The sequence below is a fragment of the Companilactobacillus jidongensis genome (assembly GCF_003946575.1).
In the GTDB taxonomy this organism is placed as follows: Bacteria; Bacillota; Bacilli; order Lactobacillales; family Lactobacillaceae; genus Companilactobacillus; species Companilactobacillus jidongensis.
The window spans coordinates 41784-62899 of record NZ_RHOP01000013.1; the positions used below are offsets into that span (position 1 = coordinate 41784).

The window sequence follows — 21116 nt, forward strand, 5'->3', positions numbered from 1 at the left end:
GGGTATAAATGATGCACTATACGTTATTAACGCGCTGTATTGCGGAATTCATCGGAACCGCAATCATGGTAGCTCTCGGTAATGGTTCAGTTGCCAACGTTGAATTGAAAGGTACTAAAGGATTCCACGGTGGGTGGATTTTGATTGGTTTCGGTTACGGTATTGGTGTTATGGTTCCAGCCATGATGTTCGGACCTGTTTCAGGTGGACAGATAAATCCAGCCATGACACTTGCCTTGGCCGTCAACAACGAATTTCCATGGGCAGAAGTTGGTCCATATATCTTAGCCCAAATGTTAGGTGCAATCTTCGGTCAGATTCTTGTCGTAGCAGCTTACAAACCTTACTACAATAAGACAGAAAATGTTGAATCTATCTTAGGTACTTTTTCAACAATTGATGCGGAGAATAGCCGTTTAAACGGATTTATTAACGAATTTATTGGTACTTTTATTCTAGTTTTTGGTGCCGTATCACTTACTTCAGATCATATCGATCCACGAGCTGATTTCATTGGTCTTGGATTCTTGGTTATGTGTCTGGTCATTTCCTTCGGTGGTCCCACTGGTCCTGCGCTTAATCCCGCTCGTGACCTTGGCCCACGTTTACTTCATGCCATGTTACCATTTCCACACAAGGGATCTTGTCAGTGGAAATATGCCTGGGTTCCAGTCGTTGCTCCAATCTGCGGTGGTATCCTAGCAGTTCAATTGTATTCATTGATATTCTAACTACCAAAAATACCTCTCGAAAAATTTCGAGAGGTATTTTTTATTTGTTATAAGCAATTCCTCGTTTTAATCTCTTCCAAAAACTTGAATCATCCGTTTGTAACATTAGTCCTTGATATATCTTTCCAATGTAGTAAGCCATCAAAATTATCGTAGCAATTAGGATTATTAATGATATTGCCATTTCTATTGGCGTAGCTTCATTAATAATCACACGCATTGGCATAAAATATGAGGAGAAAAATGGAACGTAAGACAGAATTTTTACAACTAAAGAATCCATATTATTATGGAATGGAAAAGTGATAAAGAAAGCTAACATATTTAACATCATAACTGGTTGAACTGCCTTAGATGCGTCCTCTGACTTAGCAACCAATGCTCCACAGAGTGCGGCTAGAATTGTATAAATAACCACACCTAGCAATAAATAAACCAAATTAATACTTAACAAATTATGAAGTACTGAGCTGATCAGCTCCTTATTCTGACTAATCGCATCTTTGGTTAATTCAGAGTGTTGGGCAAATGCAAACATCCCCCAACCACCAATCAAATAAATCAAAATTTGAGTAACGATGACCATCATTACTCCGAGAACTTTTCCAATAAAATACTTAGTCGCAGTTGTACTGGAAAAAATAACTTCCATGATCTTTGTGCCTTTTTCAGAAGCAATCTCTTGCGCAGTAATCGAACTATAGGTAATGAGAATCGTGTATACCAAAATAACCATAATCCAGAATGAAATCATCTTGGCTAAGTTATCAGTACCCGTCTTCTTCGTAATTACTTCTTTGAATTCCGGTTGCTGCTGCAGAGACTTAACCTGAGTTGCTGATAACTGTGCGCTCGTATAATTCAGTCGCTGCTGAACCGTAGTAGTAAAAATAGTCAATTTACTTTTTAAACTATTACTCATTGAATCGGAACCATGATAAACTGCTGAAATTTTATTATTATCTGTCTTCAAAACCAAATATCCAGCAAGATTATTATGCTTTATCTTTTTTTCAGCTGACTTAATTGATTTGACACTAGTATCAATATCATCCTTATTTTGTTTAACAAAGGCTTGTCTCAATTCACTTTGACCAAATACAGCAATATTATCACGATTGTCAGCGCCACTTGCACTCATGTATCCAGCACCAATACTGATACCAAAAATAACAAACGGTCCCAATATTAGGGCTACAAAGCCCCACGACTTAACTTGTCTTAAAAAAGTTTCAAAAGTTACAATCCAAAGTTTATTCATTGCGGTCACCGGCTTTCATTCTGAAAATTTCATTCAGTGTCGGTGGCTGTTGGCTGAATTCTTCAATGTATTGACCGTTTGTTAGGGCGTTAAATATATTTTTACCGGCATTTTCATCATCCAAATCTAATAGATAACGGTTCTTCTCACGTTGCGTAACTGAAACAACATGTGGCAACTCTGATAATCGATCGGTCGTCCAATCGGTAGTGACAAATAATCTAGTTTTGCCGAAAGTATCACGCACATCTCCGACAGTTCCATCAAGAACGATTCGACCATTCTTCAGCATAACCAAACTGTCGCAAACTTCTTCGACATTTTCCATATCATGACTAGAAAAAATGATTGAAGCTCCATTATCTCTGGAAGTGATGATTGCTTGCTTCAATAAATCTGAATTTACCGGATCAAGCCCACTGAAGGGTTCATCCAAAATTATTAGTTTAGGCTCATGAATCAATGTACAGATCAATTGGATTTTTTGTTGATTACCTTTTGATAGAGATTTTATTTTATCTTTTTTTGTTCCTTTAACTGCAAACTTCTCTAACCATGAATCGATCTGCGGACGAATTTCTTTAGCCGGTTTGTTCTTCAATCTGGCCAAGTAAACAATCTGCTGTTCAACTGTTAATTTAGGCATCAAACTTCTTTCTTCAGGTAAATAACCTATTTGATCGAACACTGACTCCGTAATCGGCTTATCTTGCCAAGTAATTTCCCCATCGTATTGCAAAAAATTAAGAATACTGTGAAATGTCGTAGATTTACCAGCACCGTTTTGTCCAATTAATCCCAGGATATGACCGTTCGGTATCGTAAAATTGATATCATCTAATGCTTTTAACGAACCAAAACTCTTACTGACATGTTGCACATTAAGCATTTCTCATTCCTCCTATAATTTAATGTTTTAAGTATACCGTACATGCATTTTTAATAATAATAATGTGATAGCATATGAGTTGATGATTAGGAGTGAAGTACTTATGACAGATCAACAAAAAGGTTTATTCTATGCAATTGCTGGTCCGGTATTATGGGGATTTTCCGGGAGTATAGCACAGTACTTATTTAGTTTTGAAAAAATTCCGACTCAATGGCTAGTTGGTTTGCGACTTATTCTAGCTGGAATATTGTTGCTTATTTGGTGTGGAGTTGCCCTGCCAAAAGAATTATTTACCATACTAAAAAAGCCGCGATACATTTTTCAATTATTATGTTTTGGCTTACTGGGGATGTTGCCAGCACAGTATACCTATTTTATGGCAATTAAATATGGTAATGCGCCAACTGCAACCGTTCTACAATTTTTAGGTCCATTATTTATTATCTTGTATCTATCATTACGCAATCTTAAAATGCCGCGAAGAATTGATATGATATCCATTGTTCTGGCACTTCTTGGAACATTCTTATTGGTAACACACGGTCATTGGAATACATTAGCACTATCGCCTCTGGCAGTTATGTGGGGTGTCGGATCCGGTCTAAGTCAGGCATCTTACACCTTGTTGCCACGTGAGCTACTGAAGAACTTTGATGCCCGCATAGTTACAGGCTGGTCGATGCTCTTGGGAGGAATCGTATTTACACCTGTGGCACACTTGACACAGATTCCACAACTAACTGTTAAAGCCTGGCTATTGATTATTTTTATTATCATCGGTGGAACAATGTTCTCTTATTTGTTCTATCTGCAAAGTTTAAATTACTTATCAGCCACTACGACTGGCATGTTAAGCGCGTTCGAGCCGCTAACAGCCACGATATTGTCTGTTACATTATTAAGTACACATATTGGACCTGCTGAAATTGCTGGTGCTCTATTGATACTTGGCATCACATTCTTACAAGCCCTACCACCGAAGCTATTTATCGGTCGACGCAGAGTATAAAAAAACTTCCAATTTCTTGGAAGTTTTTTTTAAGCTTGTTTTGTAGGATAAATAGTAAATTCATTAACATTAACTTCTTCAGGTTGGTCGATAGCGAAGTTAACAACACGTGCAATAGAAATTGGTGTGATACCTACTTGCTCGTACAATGCATCCATACCCTTCTTAGCATCTTGATCAGTAATTGTATGTAACAATTCAGTATTGATAGCAGCTGGATATAGTGTTGCCGTTCTGATGTTTGTTCCTTCTTGAGCACTCTCAGTACGGATAACTTCCATCAAGTTTCTAACGGCAAACTTGGTTGCACCGTAGACACCAGCTCCTGGAAAACTCTTGATCCCGGCAACTGAAGAAGTTGTAACGATTTGACCATGTTTTTGCTTAGTGAATTCTGGCATTACTGCTGCAACACCGTTTAAGACACCCTTTAAGTTGATGTCGATCATGTCGTTCCATTCATCTGTGTGCAAAGCACTGATTGGTGATGTTGGCATAATACCAGCATTGTTGAAGATCACATCCAATGCTCCGTATTTGTCATTAGCTATTTGTACTAAATCCTTAACTTCTTGAGGATCACGGACATCAGTAACTTTATATGATGCGGTTCCACCGTCTGCTTCAATATCCTTCACGATCTTAGCTAGTTTCTCTTCACGACGAGCGCCTAGAACAACCTTGGCACCATTACTTGCAAGAAGCTTAGCTGTAGCTTCACCAATTCCTGATGATGCTCCTGTAATTACGACTACTTTATTTTTTACTGACATTAAAATATCTCCTTTTATTTACCTAACTTATCGTATTCTGTATCACTAACTTTTTCTAACCATTCTGAAGTACCTTTTGTAATAGCAACGTGGCTGAACCAGCTGTCCTTAGTTGCACCATGCCAATGCTTAACACCGTCATGAACTGCGACGACATCGCCCTTCTTCAATAATTGAGCAGGTTTGCCGGCTTCCTGGTACCAGCCTTCACCACCTGTAACTAAGATGATTTGAAATCCATTATGATGAATGTGCCAATCATTACGACATCCCGGTTCAAAAGTTACATTACCAACATTTACATCAATATTGTCATCCGTTGGTACTAAATTTTGTAAGTAACTTTGACCAACAAAATATTTCGCATAAGCATCGTTTTTATCACCAACTGGAAATACGCCTTCGTTTTTCAATTCTTCAAATTTTGCCATTTTATATACTTCCTTTTCTTATTCGATCTCTTGCTAATTGATTACAAGGACTATTAAACTCCTTAAAGTTAACTTTAAGTCAAGCAACAATTTAAAAAAAATCAAAAAAATATCCTCTACTAAAAAAATAGTTGAGGATACTTTTTATTCTTCATGATTCAGTCGTCTCAAATACGATGCAAAATCTTCACTATCTTCGATATGACCATTAGCTTTACCCTTGTACCAATCTAATTTGTCATTCAAGATAGTCCAGCTGTGTTGTAACTCCGCAAACTGTTTTTCAAAATCATCATGGACTTCTTGTAGCAGGGCAATTCTTTGATCTATTGTCGAATCACCTTCGGCACGCCATTTTACATACTGTTTAAGTTGTTCAATAGTCATCCCTGTACTCTTTAAGTGAAGCAAGAACTTGATCCAACTGGCATCTTGCTCAGTATAATAACGTAGTCCGTTTTCGGTCCGATGTGGTTTGATCAGTCCTTCTTTTTCGTAATATCTAAGTGTTGGACTACTTAATCCAGTAACTTCAGCGAAGTCACCGATTCGATATTGTTTCTCAGTTGTTTTAGTATCCATAATTAGAACCTCTTTGTATTAAAGTTGGCTTTAAGTTTAACACAAATTATAAATCAACTCCACCGTCTACTCTGAGAACTTGTCCTGTTACAAAATCATTTTGCATCAAATAAATATAAGCACTTGCGACTTCTTCAATTTTGGATATCCGCTTCAACGGAATATTTTTAGCAAAATCATCCTCTTGCTTTTTAATATCCGTAACAGACATATCACGCCATAAACCAGTAGGCGTCCAAGTCGGTGACACTGCATTGGCCCTGATGTGTGGGGCTAATTCCACACCAAGACCCGCCACTAATGTATTGATGGCTTGATTACCAATAATAGCACCGGATGCATCATAAGGATGGCCACCCGAACCAGATGTCAGAATAATTGAACCTCCATCATTAATGTGATTGGCAGCTATCCGAGCAAGTTGCAAATTGACAAAAAATTTATCTTCGACCGTCTTACGGATCAGTTTCATCGAACTGTCTAAGAAACCTCCGCCCATAGCTCCACCCAAAGTCGAGATAATATGATCATATTTATTATTCGCAAAGAAAATAGTCAATTCATCTAAATCTTGTGCATTCAATGCACTACCAGCAATACCCGTCTCTTTAGTAAAATTAAGCAATCTTTTTACGTCGTGACCAATGACAGTCACATCGGCTCCTAAGTTATCAGCATCAATTGCTACTTGCTTTCCAAATCCTGATGTTCCACCAACAATCAAAATATTTTTATCGTTTAAATTCATAATATTCTCCCTTCGTACCAAAAAAGAACCGAAATATTTCAGTCCTTTTCTGCTTTATTACTCATTAGATTTCAGTGCACCAATCATATCAATACTCTTTAACTTTTGATGTGTAATCAACATGACTATTGCCGTGAAAACAATCATTAGAACTGTTGCGACCAGATAACCAAACATATTTATCGTCAGTGGAAAAATCACTAACGCCGTCGATGCTTGGTTCAAAATATATGCGGTAAGCAAATTACCAACACCATATCCAACAATAATTCCTAAGATAGTCAAAATAATATTCTCACGCACAATATACATCGTTACCTCATTATTATAAAATCCTAGAACCTTGATCGTCGATAATTCTCGTATTCTTTCGGAAACATTAATATTAGTCAAATTATATAAAACTACGAATGACAAGACACCTGATAAAAGAATGAAAATAAATACGATTGGCATCAGTGATGACGTCATTTTGGCAATCATTGACTCTTGATCATAAGTATAACTGGTACCCATGACTCCACCATGTTTCAATAATTTATTAGCCAAACTATTACGTTGACCGCTCGTTTGTGATTTTAATTTTAACAACAATGTATTTACTTTTGGCTGTGTTCCAAATAATTCTTTATATGTTGATTTATTCAAATACATAAAGTGGCTGATAAAATTCTGTGTAATAGCAGAAACTTTTATCTTTCCACCCTTGCCATTAGCAGTTTTAACATCAATCGTATCCCCAGCTTTGACACCAAGAATATTGGCCATTTTCTTAGTAAGGATGACTTGTTCGTCTTTTAATTCCAATTTATGACCAGTCTTGGAATCTTCCAAATGAATATATTTATCAAAGCTGCTGCTTTCTGGTGTATAAAAATTAACATCATCGACTTGTTCGCCATTTGCTTGAATTTTTCCAGTCATAGCACTGATTTGCGTGCTACCACGATATTGATTATTGGTGTTAAGAACGTTTAGAGCTTTGGAGGTTTCATTATTCTTTGACAGTCTAACTACGGCTTGATAATCAAATATTTCACCATATTGGCGATTACCAGAAGCACCGATAGAATTTTGAATTCCAAAACCAGTCAAAATCAAAGCTGTACCACCGGCGATACCAATAATGGTCATAAACATACGTGATTTAAATCTAAATAGATTACGATAACTGACCTTTCGATTAAAACTAAGATGATTCCACAATGGTTTAATTCGTTCCAACAGAATCTTTTTAGCAGATTTCGGCGACTTCGGCCGCATCAGAGCTGCTGGACCTTCCGACAATTCCCGACGAACGACAATCATTGCAGCTCCAACCGTTGCTAACAGAGCAAATAACAAGGCCAAAAGAATTATCATCCATTGAAATTTAATATCCCACGTCAGTGGAATATACTGCTTATATAGCGCAAGCACAATTCTAGGCAGGCTCTCGTTACCAATGACTGCTCCGAGGATCGTACCGATCAGTCCAGCTACCAAGGCATAATAAAAGTAATTTTTAGCAATTTCCCACTTAGTATAACCAAGGGCTTTGAAAGTACCAATCTGACCACGGGCTTCTTCGATCATTCTCGTGATGGTAGTAAAGGTGATCAATGCAGCAATCAAGAAGAAGAAGACTGGAAAGACATTGGCGATGGCAGCGATTCGATCCGAACTTTCACCATAGGCTGAGAACCCTGGTAAATCTTCTCTGGTCTGCCAAGTATAACTAGTCTTAGTCTGCTTTTGGATTTTTTCGTATGCAGATGTTAGTTGCGCTTGTTGTGAATTAATTGTCATCAACTGCTCACTAACATCCGTCCCGGCGGAACTAGCTAACATCAATTGACCTTTAGCATCATTCAATTGCTTTTGTTGCTGATTCAGAGTTTTGAGATTATTGCCAACTAATGAATTTGAACGTTCTTTTGCTCTGCCATTAAATGCTATTTTTAACTTTTTGACTTTACTATTAACGGCATCTTTATAACTATCACCAAAGGTATTTTTAGACTGTAACTTATCAAATCTTACGTTCAATTGAGTCGCAAATGGTAAATTCATCTGATCGTCATAAATATAGGCGAACATTCTGACGGTCCCATCACCCACATTACTTGAACCACGGGATTCGTTGTCGATGTATTGTGGTGAATTAGCAAATCCGACAACTTTATACGTTCGTGATTTCAAATCGGCTGATTTATCAAAGGTAAACTTATCGCCTAATTTATATCCATATTTTGTTTTAGCCGCTTGATCCAAAATGATTTCATTACTTGATTCAGGTAAGTGACCGCTTCTAATTATTAATTTATTTTGTTTATTAGATTTTTTATATCCATACAGTGATATTGCTACATGGCTATTGCTTCCCACCACTTGTTTGTATTTAGTCATCTCAGCTTTAGCATCACTAACTTTTTCAGCTAAAGCAATATCCTTTTTCGTGAATCCAGTAGTAGAAATCAGTTGAACATCAGATAGTTTATTATCAGTCACAGTTGTATTCAATGAGTCGTTCAAACTTGGGCCGGCCGCTTTGACACCTACGAAAATCAACACACCCAACATAATAATCAAAATAATAGCAATGAAACGACCCTTTGACTTAGCGATATCTCTAAACATATTTTTAGTCAGTGGCTTCAATATTTTCACCTACCATTCGATGTATTGTACAGGCATTGGATTTGGATTATCTTCGATTGAGCGAACACGTGCGTCATTGATGCGAATAATTCGATCAGCCATAGCTGCTAACGCCGAATTATGAGTAATGATAACTACAGTCTTGTTATTCATATGACTGGCATTTTGTAACAAAGTCAAAACTTGCTTACCAGTCTCATAGTCGAGTGCACCTGTCGGTTCATCACACAGTAATAGCTTGGGATTCTTCGCTAAAGCACGCGCAATGGCAACACGTTGTTGTTCGCCACCTGATAGTTGTGAGGGAAAATTATCGATACGATCACTCAAACCAACTTGATTCAAGGTTTGGGTGGCATCCAAAGCGTCACCAACGATTGCAGAAGCTAATTCGACATTTTCCTTAGTCGTCAAATTAGGGATCAAATTATAGAATTGAAAGACAAAACCGACGTCATCACGACGATATTCAGTCAATTGACGTTCTGAAAAACGAGCAATATCAGTACCATCAATGATCACCTGTCCATCGCTTGGAGTATCCATCCCTCCGAGAATATTAAGCACGGTTGATTTACCGGCACCACTAGGTCCCAGGATCACCGTTAACTTGCCACGATCAATGTCGAATGACAGATCATTATTAGCAATGATCTGCGTTTCACCCATTTGGTATCGTTTGAATTCATGTCTAACCTCGATATATGCCATCAAATCACCTTCACCTATTAAAAAGAGGCTGGACAAAAGTCACGGCCTCTTTAATTTTTAAAATCTCGTAATAATTATAGCATTTTTTAGATAAGTAGATTTATGCAAAGAAAAAAGACATCGTTATATTCTACGACATCTTACTTTGTAATTCTTTATCATAATTTCTAGTTACTGGGACTAACATTACAAATAATCCACAGAGTAATGTACCAATTCCAGCAATAATAAATAGACTGTTAACCCCGATTCTGTCCGCCAATGGACCGGCAAAAATCAAACCGACAGGACCTGAGATACTCATTAATGAATTAAGAATTCCCAACACTCGACCAAGGTTTTCTGGTGGATAACTCTCTTGGATCATTGCCATAAGTAAGGTGTTGAAGAATGGTGTCGCTAATCCAGCAATTGTGTTCAAAGCAATAAACCACAAAAATCCTTTGCTAGTACCAGGAAGAATACCACTGATAGCGAAAGCAATCCCCATGACCCACATTGAATTAAGAATTGGTTTCATCCGATCCGACCAATTACCGAAAAATCCTATCACAGCACCACCGGCCAACATTCCGACTGAATAAACAACTTCAATAATTCCTGCTTGGGCGACTGTTCCGTGGAAATATGACATTGTCATCAACGGATACATACTTGCTGCTGGCATAAATAATAGTGTGAACACTGTTCCCATTAATGCCATATACCAAAGTCCTCGATTGCCACGCAATTGATCAAGTCCAAATTTTACATCAGACAAAACGTGTACTCTTTCTTCATAAACAGGATTCTCCGGAATGACAACAAACATGATAATGGATACACCGATGATGGCACCCACAACATCTAACAAAATTAAATAGGATATCGGTACAATGGAGAACAAGAACGCACCAAGTGCTGGCGCTATAATCATGTTGGCTGACTGAACCATTCCCAATTGACCGTTCATCTTAGTAATCTGTTCCTTAGGAACCATAGTCGGCATAATCGACTGGATCGTTGGCATTTGAAAAGTCTGTGCAATAGATCTCATTAACAATGAAACGAAAATCAGCCACAGAGGAAAATCCTTATTGATAATTCCCACAATTGATAAAATAATTGCAAGAATTGCGGCGATGATATCTGGAACTATCAGCAAAAATTTCTTATTAGTTCGATCAACAAATGGTCCAATAAATGGGCTTAACAAAACCATTGGTAACATACCCAGTAATGTCGCAAAACTCAAAACCGTCGCAGAACCAGTTTTCTTAGTCAAATACCAAATTATGGCGTACTGTACAACCATACTAGTAATTCCTGACATGAATTGACCGAACAAGAACAAGTAAATATTTTTTCGCCAATTCGGTATAGCAAATGTATTATCTGACATAAAATCCCCCCATTAATTGAATTTTACAGAAATTGAATTATCGCATGATAATAATATCAAGTCAAGAGGATTATATCAGAGAATAATAAAAAAGCCTCAATGAAATTATAATTTCATTGAGGCCTTTATTTTAAAATGAGTTACCTGTTTTGTTCCACTCTCTATCTAATTACCAAATATTAACTCGTTTATCTTCATCGAGCCACATGCCATCGTCCTTTGTAATACCGAAGGCATCATAGAACTCGTTCATGTTTTGAGCTTGAACGTTCGCACGTAATGGACCTGGTGCGTGAACATCTGTTGATAGCAACAGTTCATTGAATTCTTGTGTTGCCTTTAATCTCCAGACACGTGCCCAGTTGATGAAGAACTTTTTAACATCATAATCGTCTTCAGTTTTGGCAGCTTCCAATGCACAACGAAGTCCACCGACATCAGCAACGTTTTCACTAACGACAAGTTTCCCGTTGACCTTGCCACCCGCATATGGAATGCCATCGAATTCATCAATCATGTTTTGTGTTAAATTCTTGAACTTAGCATAATCTTCGTCAGTCCACCAATTATTCATATTACCGAACTCATCGAATTGTGCGCCATTGTTATCGAAGGCATGAGAAATTTCATGTGCGATAACAGCACCGATACCACCGAAGTTTTCACTGCTTGTTTGTTCCAAACTATAGAATGGAGCTTGTAAAATAGCAGCTGGAAAAGTGATGTCATTTCTTGAAGGATCGTAACAAGCATTGACCATGTGTCCTGGCATGAGCCATTTAGTACGGTCAACTGCTTTGTGATATTGATCCAGAGAATCTTGAATGAAGATCTTTCTGATTTCTCGCAAATTGTCATACAATGAGTCATTCTCATTAATATTGATTTTATTATAAATATCATCGATCTTATCAGGATAACCAACCTTGACTTCGATCTTATCAAGCTTAACAATAGCCTTTTTCTTAGTATCTTCACTTAACCAAGTGTTGGCACTAATACGTTGTTCATAGATAGAAATCATCTTCTTGATCATGCCACGAACATCATTCTTAGCATCTTCACCAAAGTATTTCTTACCATAATAAACACCAACAACTTGACTAAAGATACCGGCAGCTCTGTGATAAGCAAACTTAGTACGGTTTTGTAATTCTTTAGCACCGCTCAAGGCAAGGTTGTATTCACCAATTACTTGACGGAATTCTTCATCAAGACTCGAAGCATTGCCAGTTAAGAAATTGACCATCATCCAGGCCTTAATATCTTCAAAAGTATCTTCATTAATGATTTTATTTAGATTATCCAAATAACGAGGTTCAGTAATAATAACCTTGTCAGGAGTGTCATTGATCTGTTCCGTAACTTGCGACTTCAAATCAATAACATCAGACTTAGTAATATATTCAGCGAATGGCATAGGATTATACATCTTAGTGTAATCTGCCCATTCCTCTGAACCCTTAACGATAGGAACTAATAGCTTATCAAACTTCAAAGCTTTCTCAACAATCTTCTTGGCATCATCAAGATTGTATCCAATCATCGATAAAAGACGCGTCGAAACTTCAGCAAACTTCTTCAATAATTGTTCGCCAGACTTATTACCTTCAGCATAGTAAGTCTTGTCTGGCAAGATTAATCCTGCTCCACCAATGTAAACGACATTCTTTGAAGTGTCCTTCATATCGGCATCGATTGAAATGTCAATTGGCAATGGGAAGCCATCTTTGGATAATTCCGCTAACTTGTCACTGAACTCTTGCAAGCTAGTGATATCATTGATTTTTTGAATATCCTTCAAAATTGGCTGATGATGAAATTTATTAAGATGTTCAACATTATTAGCCAAACGATATAACTTAACAGCTTGTAACATCAAGTCATCATTAATTTTTTCTTCATCATTTGCGAATTCATGGAATTCCTTCATCAAGGCCTTTTCAACACCTTCATCCAGATCCATAAAACCACCAGTACGTGGCTTGTCTGACGGAATCTCAGCCTTTTCTTGCCAAGCACCGTTCACAGCCAAGTACAAATTTTCTTTATAATCAGCAGGCTTGGCATTTACCATATCGCCAGCGCCGCCAATAATTTTACTAGTAAACAATACATTCACCACCATGTGAGATTTTACTTAATACTATATCACTCTTTGATTTTCATTAAAAAAATTATGGGTTTTAAAAAACAAACGTTTAACTGAATAAGCAATAATATCATCTATTTTTGTAATGCAATAAATTGCAGAAAACATGGATTTTATTGCTAATAGATTAAGCAGTTTCTATACTGGTAGTTGTAAAAGGAAATCGGATCCCTAAAACATGTTGATTCTTTTACACGACTAAACAGGTTGATTGTGAGGTTTATACTTTGCCTACTTTAAAAGATATTGCTAAATTAGCACACGTTGATATAAGTACAGTATCACGTGCTTTGAATGATTCCCCATATGTTCATCCAAATACTAAGAAAAGAATTTTGGAAGCAGCAAATGAGCTTAAATATCATTCAAATACTACCAGAGAAATATTTACAACAGGTAAAGTTCACGCCGTCGGTATTATCATTCCAAATGCAAAGTTAAATATTTTTATGGACTTTATCCAACAAGCAGAGCTTCAGGCAGACGCAGTTAACTACGACGTAATTGTCTGTCTTTCAAATGATAATGGAGAGAAAGAAAAGCGTCTACTTCAAAAAATGCGTGCTGGTTTAGTCGATGGAATTATCATTGCTTCTACCGGAGATAACAACTCATTATTGGAAGATATAAATTCAAGTGGAACACCAATTGTTCAAATATTCCGTGAAGTTAATCAGAATTTAGACAGTATTTCAATCGATTATTCAAAAAGTGTTGAAACTGCTTTTAATATACTTATTGAAAAGAACTGCAAACAAATTGGACTAGTCAATGGACCTATATGTGATATTTCTTATAAAAATAAATCAGAGGCATACCAACGATTAGCAACTAATTATGATTTACCTATAATCGTACAAAATACTAAAGACTATCCTAAATCATTTGTAGATGCTGGATACAATTTAGCAAATAATTTACTAAAAACTTCACCCAATATAGATGCAATTCTGACCGCTAATGATCCTGAAGCATTGGGAGTGACCAAGTATCTTAACGATCAAAATATTCCCATTCCAGAAAAAATAAAAGTAATCAGTTTAGCAGGAAGTACCCTTAGTGATTTATTGCCAATTAAAGTCAGTGCAACGGTTTTTCCAATAGATGAAGTTTCGTTACATGCATTGAGTTTGATTATTTCAAAAGTTGAAAAATTAGATCGTGATTCACCGTTAAAACATTTAAAAGTAAATGCCGAATATATAAGTAGAATGACATGTTAAGGAGATTTTAAAAATGACTAAAACTAAGAATTTTCATACAATTTTCCCAGCAATTTCTGTTCCTATGAATGACGACGATTCAATCAATGAACCAGAATTTAGAGCTTATCTTCGCTGGCTAGAATCATTTTATGATGATGGTATTAAGGGAATTGTTACTAATGGACACACTGGTGAAATTACAGCATTAAGTCGTGAGGAACGTAAAAGAGTCACACAAATTGCTGCCGAAGAAGTTGGCGATAAGATGACGATTGTTTCTGGTGTAAGTAGTGAAAATACAAAGGGAGCTATTGAAACTGCTAGGGATGCAAAAGAAGCCGGTGCAGATGGTATTTTACTAATGCCACCACACATGTGGTTACGTTTCAGTATGAGTTCACGTTCTCCTTTTGAATTCGTCAAAGATGTTGCCGAAGGTGCTGACATCGATATAATTCTACATTTATACCCTGCCTATACAAAAGCCACATATACACAAGAACAATTAGTTGAAATGCTAACAAATATTCCACACGTTAAAGGTGTCAAAATGGGAACTCGTGTACAATCAATTTATGAAGAACAAGTTCGTACGATTCGCAAATCAAATCCAGATGCTGCACTTTTAACTTGTCATGATGAAACAATTAGTGACTCGCTATTCCCAGAAATGGATGGTGCAATTCTTGGATTTGCTGGATGTATCCCAGAATTAATAACTAAAGCTTTCAAAACTTATAACGAGGGAACATGCAAAGAACTTCATGAGGTTGATGATAAGATTTTCCCTGTTGAGCGTGCAATATACCGTGGAGGCCAACCATCAGGCGAAGCGCATGCACGTTTGAAACAGGTATTGGTTGAACGTGGAGTATTTACAAACGATCATATGCGCAAACCCGTCCTACCTATTACAGAAAAGAGCAAAGAAATTATCTCTCAAGGAGTGAAGGAAAGCGGATTAACTAAAGTAGATATGTCGAAATTTTAAATTATCATAATATGTCAAATCAACGTCGTTGATATATCTATAGATTGGATACTATCAACGGTGTTTTTTTGCAAATGGGGTGAAAACTATGGATTTAATAAATCAAAATTCTTCTCTCATTATTTTAATTGTGGTAGCTGCATATATTATCATCACTGCTTATCTAAGTTACAAATGGAGTGGTCACTCAAATTCTGATTTCATGCAAGGAAGCAAAGGAATTCCATATTTTGTTGTTGGTGTAATGATTTTTTCTAACTATAACGGAATTATGGCAGTTATTGGAACACCGCAAAAAGCATTTTCTAGTGGTATCGCAGCTATTTGGTCTCTATTTGCAGCAGCAATTGCTTTCTTTCTTTATGGTTGCTTCTTTGTAAAAAAGCTATACAACACAGGAAGCTTCACAATTTCAGGTGCTATAAATAAAACATATGGACGTTCTACCCAACTCATAGTATCCATGATCATGATTTATGCCATGTTAATGCTCAACTTGAATACATATATAAGTGGGGCTAGCGTACTACACGAAATTTTAAATACTAATTTACCCGTATCAATGATATTAATTGCTATTGTTAGCACCATATACTTTAGTATTGGTGGTATGAAGAGTATTTCTAAAACAACCATGGTTCATACATTTATGAAATATTTAGGCGTTATTATAATTTTAATAGTAGCTTTAATAATGACACATGGTCTACATCCAGTAACTAATAAACTTCCAAAATTTTATTTCACATCGACTGGAAATATTGGTGCGGCAACAATTATCGGATGGATTTTAACCTCAATAGGTGCTGTATTTTCTACTCAAACAATTGCACAAGCTATATCTTCAACTAAAAGCGCCAAAGATGCTCAAAAAGCAGCCTTTTGGGCAGCCCTCCTGGTAATTCCCTTCGGGATTGCATTAGGTCTTATTGGTATTACTGCAAAATATCTTTTCCCATCTATCAATGGTTTATATGCCCTCCCAATATTTTTAAGTCATATGAGTACGTTTTGGGCATCAATAAGTTCGATTGGATTACTAGCAGGTGTTTTTGTTGGTGTTAGTTCCTGCGGACTTGCAATCGTTGCTCTTATCGTTAACGACTTCTATGTTCCACATTGGAAACCAGAACCTAAACAACAATTAAAAGTAACTAGAATAATTTCCATAATTGTCGGACTCCTACCACTAATATTTATGTTCTATACGCCAAATATACTGGCTCTTTCATTTTTCGCAAAAGCTCTACGCGTTTCGATTGGAATAATAGCTGTCATAGCATTCTATTTACCTACATTCGATTCCACAGTTTCTGCTAACATCGCTTTAATCAGTACCACATTACTTACCACCGTTTGGTATATTCTAGGAGATCCCCTAGGTATTGACGATACCTACGTAGCTATTCTAACGCCATTGATAATCATGTTAATGGGTCGTTTGATTTCAAAATCATTTTATAAAAAAGTTTAAAATAACTTAAAAATGTCACATTTATAAATGCATGGAGTAATCCTACTTATGTATTTTATAAATGCGATATTTTTTTATTGCGACTCAACACAATATAATTTTAATATCAAAAAAGCACCTTTTGAAGTTAGAGTTCTCTAACCAAAAGATGCAATTATTAAAGATTAATTATCTAATAACACTGACTGAAACTTTAGAATTATTAACGATTTTGGAAGCTTGTGAACCAATGGTATTACGGTGACGATTTTTTTCTTCAACACCGACAATAACCAAATCTGGCTCAAAACTAGGAATCACTTTTTCAACAATAACGGAACCAGGATTTCCTTCTGTAACCATCATGTGTACATTTTGGACACCGTAAGTTTTAGCTTTCTGTCCGTATGTTTCAAGTAATTCTTTAATCTCATTACGACGATCTCTTAAGACATCTGGATCAAGGGATTGAAAAATATTCAAATCTCCTGTTTCCAAAACTGAGGCTATTCCAAGCTCAGCACCATAATGTTTTGCCAATGAACAGGCATAATTAAAGGCATTTTTCGATGATGTGAAGTCATCCGAATCCACACAAATCAAAATCTTTGAATACTCAATCTTCTTTACCTTGTATTCTTTTAATTCATCCATCTAATAAAAACCTCCTATTTTTTGAAGTCGCGTCCTTTATTAGCTTGGAAATATTGATCAAAACGTTTTACATAATTGTGGAACATGTAAGTCATCAATAACCAACGCTTAAAGGATTTGTCTTTGTCATAGAAAACAGTTGTACCTGTACGATCTTGTTTGATAAGTTCTTCAGCATATTCACTAGCTTCATTGTCAGCAGCATACTTTCTGAAGACTTTAACAGGAATTCCCAGCCATAACTTATGTTGAGCCTTGTTCTTATTAGCATAAACAGTTGGCTCATTTTCTAGACTACCTTCAATATAATCTTCGACTACATATTTGGCAAGATTATAGCCATTCAAGGTAACGAAGAAGCTACTTCTACCCTGACGCAAGTTTATTTCAAAGAACTTAAAGGTTTTATCACGAGAATCGTACTTCATATCGAAGTTAGCGAAACCTGTGAATTCAATATCTTCAAGAAATTTTTGAACTAAGTCATACACATCTTGGTTGAATTCTGGCACGATAGCAACATAATTACCAATTGATTGAGGTGTGGGGTCTTCCAAAATTGGGTGACCCAAACACATCATCTTAACGTGATGCTCTTGATCAACATAAGCATTCAATACACGCATGTTGGAATCATCACCGGGAATGAAGTCTTGAAGTATCAAATCAGATTTATAACCATTGTCATAAATCTTACTTACAATATCCATATATTCATCATTCGAATGAATTGTGAAAGCCTTTTTCCTTCCCTCAAAATGAATATCCAACCATTCAACACTGTTAGCTGGTTTCAAAGCAACTGGGAAGTCAAAAGGAACTTCTAACCCTGACTTGTCATCACTTTCATAGGCAGCTTTAGTGATGATTTTTGTTAATGGATGTGGAAGTCCATGTTCATCAGCAACCTTATAGAAGCTCTCCTTGTTGTTTAATGACTTCAATAGGTCATAGTCTACATATGGACAAACAAATGTCTTAGAGAGCTCTTCTTTGTGTTTACTTATAAGTTCAGCATAACCATCCCCGCAACCAATCAAAATAATTGGCTCGTCATGTTTTTCATACTTTTTGGCGATTTCGCGCATTTTTTCGATAAAAACAGGATCTTCAGCAAATCCAGGATAAATTGTTAAATTTATAATTTTTGTATAACGTGTTGGTGCAAGTTGAGCACCGGCATATGCATCAACTACACCACCATAAAGTTCATGAAAAGCACGCGCCATACCATATACATTCATATCACTACCTAATATTACCGGCGTGAATTTTTTTCCTGATTCAGTTTCGATAGGGATCAACCTCTTACTTTATTTAATTCATAATTTTATAATTACATACATTTCAAACAAAATTATACCATATTACCAATTGTACAACGATACCTTAGGGACAATTTACAATTCAAGCCTGTCATATGGCTGATTTACAGGCTTTTTAATTTTATTATTTGTCTGAACAAATTCGTAAACTAACATTTTAATATAACACAGTTTATTAGTTGATTTAGGCGTTATAGCGGTAAAAAAATAATTATAGCAAAAAAGAACGCAAGGTGCGTTCTTCTTAATTGTTGAATTTTAGTTGTTTAATTTAATCTATTAATACTTAACTTCTGGTTCCATTTCTGGCTTCTTGCCATCATTGATGAAGAATACTTTATACCAGATCAAGAATGTATAAACAGTCCAGATCTTACGACGGTCATCATTATCACCTTTGTAGAATCCATCTAACATATTCAAAATTGCATTTTGATCGAAGAATTCATTTACATAATCTTCACTAAACAATTCATGGAACTTATGATAGACGTCTTCTGTACGGATCCAATCACGAATTGGAACTGGGAAACCAAGTTTCTCACGTTTAGCCCATTCTGAAGGTAAGGCACGTTCAGCGGCAACACGTAAGGCATACTTGCTGTCTTTGCTGTTCAACAAATACTTAGTTGGAATTCCGGCAGCAACCTTAGCGACTTCCTTATCAAGGAATGGAACACGAAGTTCCATAGAATTAGCCATACTCATACGATCAGCTTTGAGCAAGATGTCATTTGACATGAATTGGTGAAGATCAAGATATTGCATCTTCTTAACTTCATCGTCATAATCAGCAACTTTGCTATAACTTCTCATAACAATATCTTTAACTGAACGTGACTTCTCAAAGTCAGGTTTCACTAAATCAGTAGCTTCTTTTTCTGTAAAGATCTTAGCTTGGCCAATAAAGAATTCTTCAGCTTTAGCTGTTGATTCATACAGATGCAATCTTCCTGGGAAGTTTGGCATTTTTTTCAAGCCATGAGCCAATTTGTAACGTGCGCCCTTAGGTAATTTTTTCAAATCTTCAGCGAATACACGAATTGCCTTTGAATGTGAATGATAACCATAGTTAGCGTAACCGGCAAATAACTCATCAGCACCTTCACCAGAAAGGATAACCGTTACATCCTTACTTGCAAGTTTGGTCAAGAAATATAATGGCACACATGACGGATTAGAGTCCGGTTCATCCATGTAGTATTGAATCAAGGGCATTGCTTTGATAGCCTCATCCTTTGTCACAATACCACGTGTATTCTTAAGTCCTAATTGATCTGCTAAGTCCTTAGCAGCACTACCTTCTTCATAAGTACTTGTATCAAAATCAATCGAATACGTATGTTCAGGTTTGAGGATAGCTGTTACGTAACTTGAATCCACACCACTTGATAATAGTGAACCAACAGGAACATCACTAATAGCATGTTCTTTGACTGAATCACGTAATGAATCATCAATTCTTTTGACAGTATCTTCAAAGCTCAATTGGTTTTCTTTGAATTCCATATCCCAATACTTCTTGATACTTAACTTGCCATTCTTGTATGTGAAATAATGTCCTTCAGGAATACGGAAGACATTTTTGAAGAATGTTTCATTCAAAGCTGAATATTGGAAAGTTAAATAAGGTTTCAAAGCTGCCTTATTTAATTCTTTCTTAAAATTAGGATGCTTTAAGAAAGACTTGATTTCTGAACCAAAAATAAATGTTCCTTGTCGATTGTAATAGTACAGCGGTTTGATACCAAAGAAGTCTCTAGCTCCAGTAATATCACCGGTTTCTAAATCATAGATAACAAAAGCAAACATTCCGCGAATTCTCTTAAGTAAGTCAACAATGCCCCACTCTTCAAATCCGTGTAACAAAACTTCTGTATCAGTATCGGTACTGAACACATGTCCAGCTTTTAATAAGTCTTTTCTAACATCTTGATAATTGTAGATTTCACCATTAAAGATAATAGCTTTACTTCTATCTTCGTTGTATATAGGTTGCATACCACTCTGAATATCGATAATACTTAAGCGACGGAAACCCAAAGCAGTGTTTCCATCAATCAATTCTCCAGAACTGTTAGGACCACGATGTTTGATTGTATCCATCATAGCCTCAATCACTGGTTTTTTGTCAGCGATATTCTTGTCTACAAATCCGACAATTCCACACATAATAA

General features: G+C 36.3%; 18 protein-coding genes. 5 read left to right on the forward strand and 13 right to left on the reverse strand.

The annotated features are described in order from the left end of the window. Positions 1 to 11: 11 nt before the first annotated feature. Positions 12 to 731: an MIP/aquaporin family protein gene (locus EKM68_RS09075; RefSeq protein WP_125589965.1), complete on the forward strand. Its 720-nt coding sequence runs from the start codon at positions 12 to 14 to the stop codon at positions 729 to 731. A gap of 40 nt (positions 732 to 771) precedes the next feature. On the opposite strand, the gene EKM68_RS09080 is transcribed toward EKM68_RS09075, so the two are convergent. After that, complete coding sequence (locus EKM68_RS09080; protein WP_125589967.1) at positions 772 to 1992, reverse strand: ABC transporter permease; 1221 nt, start codon at positions 1990 to 1992, stop codon at positions 772 to 774. Next, on the reverse strand, positions 1985 to 2881 hold the full coding sequence (locus EKM68_RS09085) for an ABC transporter ATP-binding protein (protein ID WP_125589969.1): 897 nt from the start codon (positions 2879 to 2881) through the stop codon (positions 1985 to 1987). The genes EKM68_RS09080 and EKM68_RS09085 overlap by 8 nt, the downstream gene beginning before the upstream one ends. Before the next feature lie 103 nt (positions 2882 to 2984). Here EKM68_RS09085 and EKM68_RS09090 point away from each other — a divergent pair, with 103 nt between their 5' ends. After that, positions 2985 to 3893 carry a DMT family transporter gene (locus EKM68_RS09090; RefSeq protein WP_125589971.1) on the forward strand — a complete coding sequence of 303 codons (909 nt, stop codon included), beginning with the start codon at positions 2985 to 2987 and terminating at the stop codon, positions 3891 to 3893. Between the two features lie 29 nt (positions 3894 to 3922). On the opposite strand, the gene EKM68_RS09095 is transcribed toward EKM68_RS09090, so the two are convergent. From EKM68_RS09095 to EKM68_RS09130, 8 genes are all read right to left on the reverse strand, one after another. Continuing rightward, the gene (locus tag EKM68_RS09095) at positions 3923 to 4666 is read right to left on the reverse strand and encodes an SDR family oxidoreductase (RefSeq protein ID WP_125589973.1); all 744 of its coding nucleotides are present in this window, start codon (positions 4664 to 4666) and stop codon (positions 3923 to 3925) included. A gap of 14 nt (positions 4667 to 4680) precedes the next feature. Continuing rightward, entirely contained in the window at positions 4681 to 5097 is a 417-nt protein-coding gene (locus tag EKM68_RS09100; protein WP_125589975.1) for a cupin domain-containing protein, read from the reverse strand. 144 nt (positions 5098 to 5241) lie between these two features. Beyond that, positions 5242 to 5679, reverse strand: coding sequence for a MerR family transcriptional regulator (locus EKM68_RS09105; protein WP_125589977.1), 438 nt, complete (start codon positions 5677 to 5679; stop codon positions 5242 to 5244). Positions 5680 to 5725: 46 nt separating this feature from the next. Beyond that, the gene (locus EKM68_RS09110) at positions 5726 to 6427 is read right to left on the reverse strand and encodes an SDR family oxidoreductase (RefSeq protein WP_125589979.1); all 702 of its coding nucleotides are present in this window, start codon (positions 6425 to 6427) and stop codon (positions 5726 to 5728) included. Between the two features lie 57 nt (positions 6428 to 6484). Further along, positions 6485 to 9067, reverse strand: coding sequence for an ABC transporter permease (locus tag EKM68_RS09115; RefSeq protein WP_125589981.1), 2583 nt, complete (start codon positions 9065 to 9067; stop codon positions 6485 to 6487). 9 nt (positions 9068 to 9076) lie between these two features. Further along, positions 9077 to 9778 (reverse strand): ABC transporter ATP-binding protein, encoded by a 702-nt coding sequence (locus tag EKM68_RS09120; protein WP_125589983.1) that lies wholly within the window; start codon positions 9776 to 9778, stop codon positions 9077 to 9079. 130 nt (positions 9779 to 9908) lie between these two features. Further along, positions 9909 to 11159, reverse strand: coding sequence for an MFS transporter (locus EKM68_RS09125; RefSeq protein ID WP_125589985.1), 1251 nt, complete (start codon positions 11157 to 11159; stop codon positions 9909 to 9911). A 169-nt stretch (positions 11160 to 11328) separates the two neighbouring features. Continuing rightward, positions 11329 to 13236, reverse strand: coding sequence for a M13 family metallopeptidase (locus EKM68_RS09130; RefSeq protein WP_125590026.1), 1908 nt, complete (start codon positions 13234 to 13236; stop codon positions 11329 to 11331). Positions 13237 to 13538: 302 nt separating this feature from the next. On the opposite strand from EKM68_RS09130, the gene EKM68_RS09135 reads away from it, so the two are divergent. The 3 genes from EKM68_RS09135 (at position 13539) to EKM68_RS09145 (ending at position 16981) form a co-directional block, all read left to right on the forward strand. Continuing rightward, a complete protein-coding gene (locus EKM68_RS09135) occupies positions 13539 to 14534 on the forward strand; it encodes a LacI family DNA-binding transcriptional regulator (RefSeq protein WP_125589987.1) in 996 nt (331 codons plus the stop codon). Positions 14535 to 14547: 13 nt separating this feature from the next. Continuing rightward, positions 14548 to 15507, forward strand: a complete 960-nt coding sequence (locus EKM68_RS09140) for a dihydrodipicolinate synthase family protein (RefSeq protein WP_125589988.1) — start codon at positions 14548 to 14550, stop codon at positions 15505 to 15507. Between the two features lie 88 nt (positions 15508 to 15595). Continuing rightward, on the forward strand, positions 15596 to 16981 hold the full coding sequence (locus tag EKM68_RS09145) for a sodium:solute symporter family protein (RefSeq protein ID WP_125589990.1): 1386 nt from the start codon (positions 15596 to 15598) through the stop codon (positions 16979 to 16981). Between the two features lie 168 nt (positions 16982 to 17149). On the opposite strand, the gene EKM68_RS09150 is transcribed toward EKM68_RS09145, so the two are convergent. The 3 genes from EKM68_RS09150 to asnB all read right to left on the reverse strand — a co-directional run bounded on the left by EKM68_RS09150 (position 17150) and on the right by asnB (position 21111). Beyond that, complete coding sequence (locus EKM68_RS09150) at positions 17150 to 17614, reverse strand: universal stress protein (protein ID WP_125589992.1); 465 nt, start codon at positions 17612 to 17614, stop codon at positions 17150 to 17152. Positions 17615 to 17628: 14 nt separating this feature from the next. Beyond that, on the reverse strand, positions 17629 to 18858 hold the full coding sequence (locus EKM68_RS09155) for a carboxylate--amine ligase (protein ID WP_125589994.1): 1230 nt from the start codon (positions 18856 to 18858) through the stop codon (positions 17629 to 17631). A 360-nt stretch (positions 18859 to 19218) separates the two neighbouring features. Next, positions 19219 to 21111 carry an asparagine synthase (glutamine-hydrolyzing) gene (gene asnB / locus EKM68_RS09160; RefSeq protein ID WP_125589996.1) on the reverse strand — a complete coding sequence of 631 codons (1893 nt, stop codon included), beginning with the start codon at positions 21109 to 21111 and terminating at the stop codon, positions 19219 to 19221. Between the last annotated feature and the right edge of the window lie 5 nt (positions 21112 to 21116).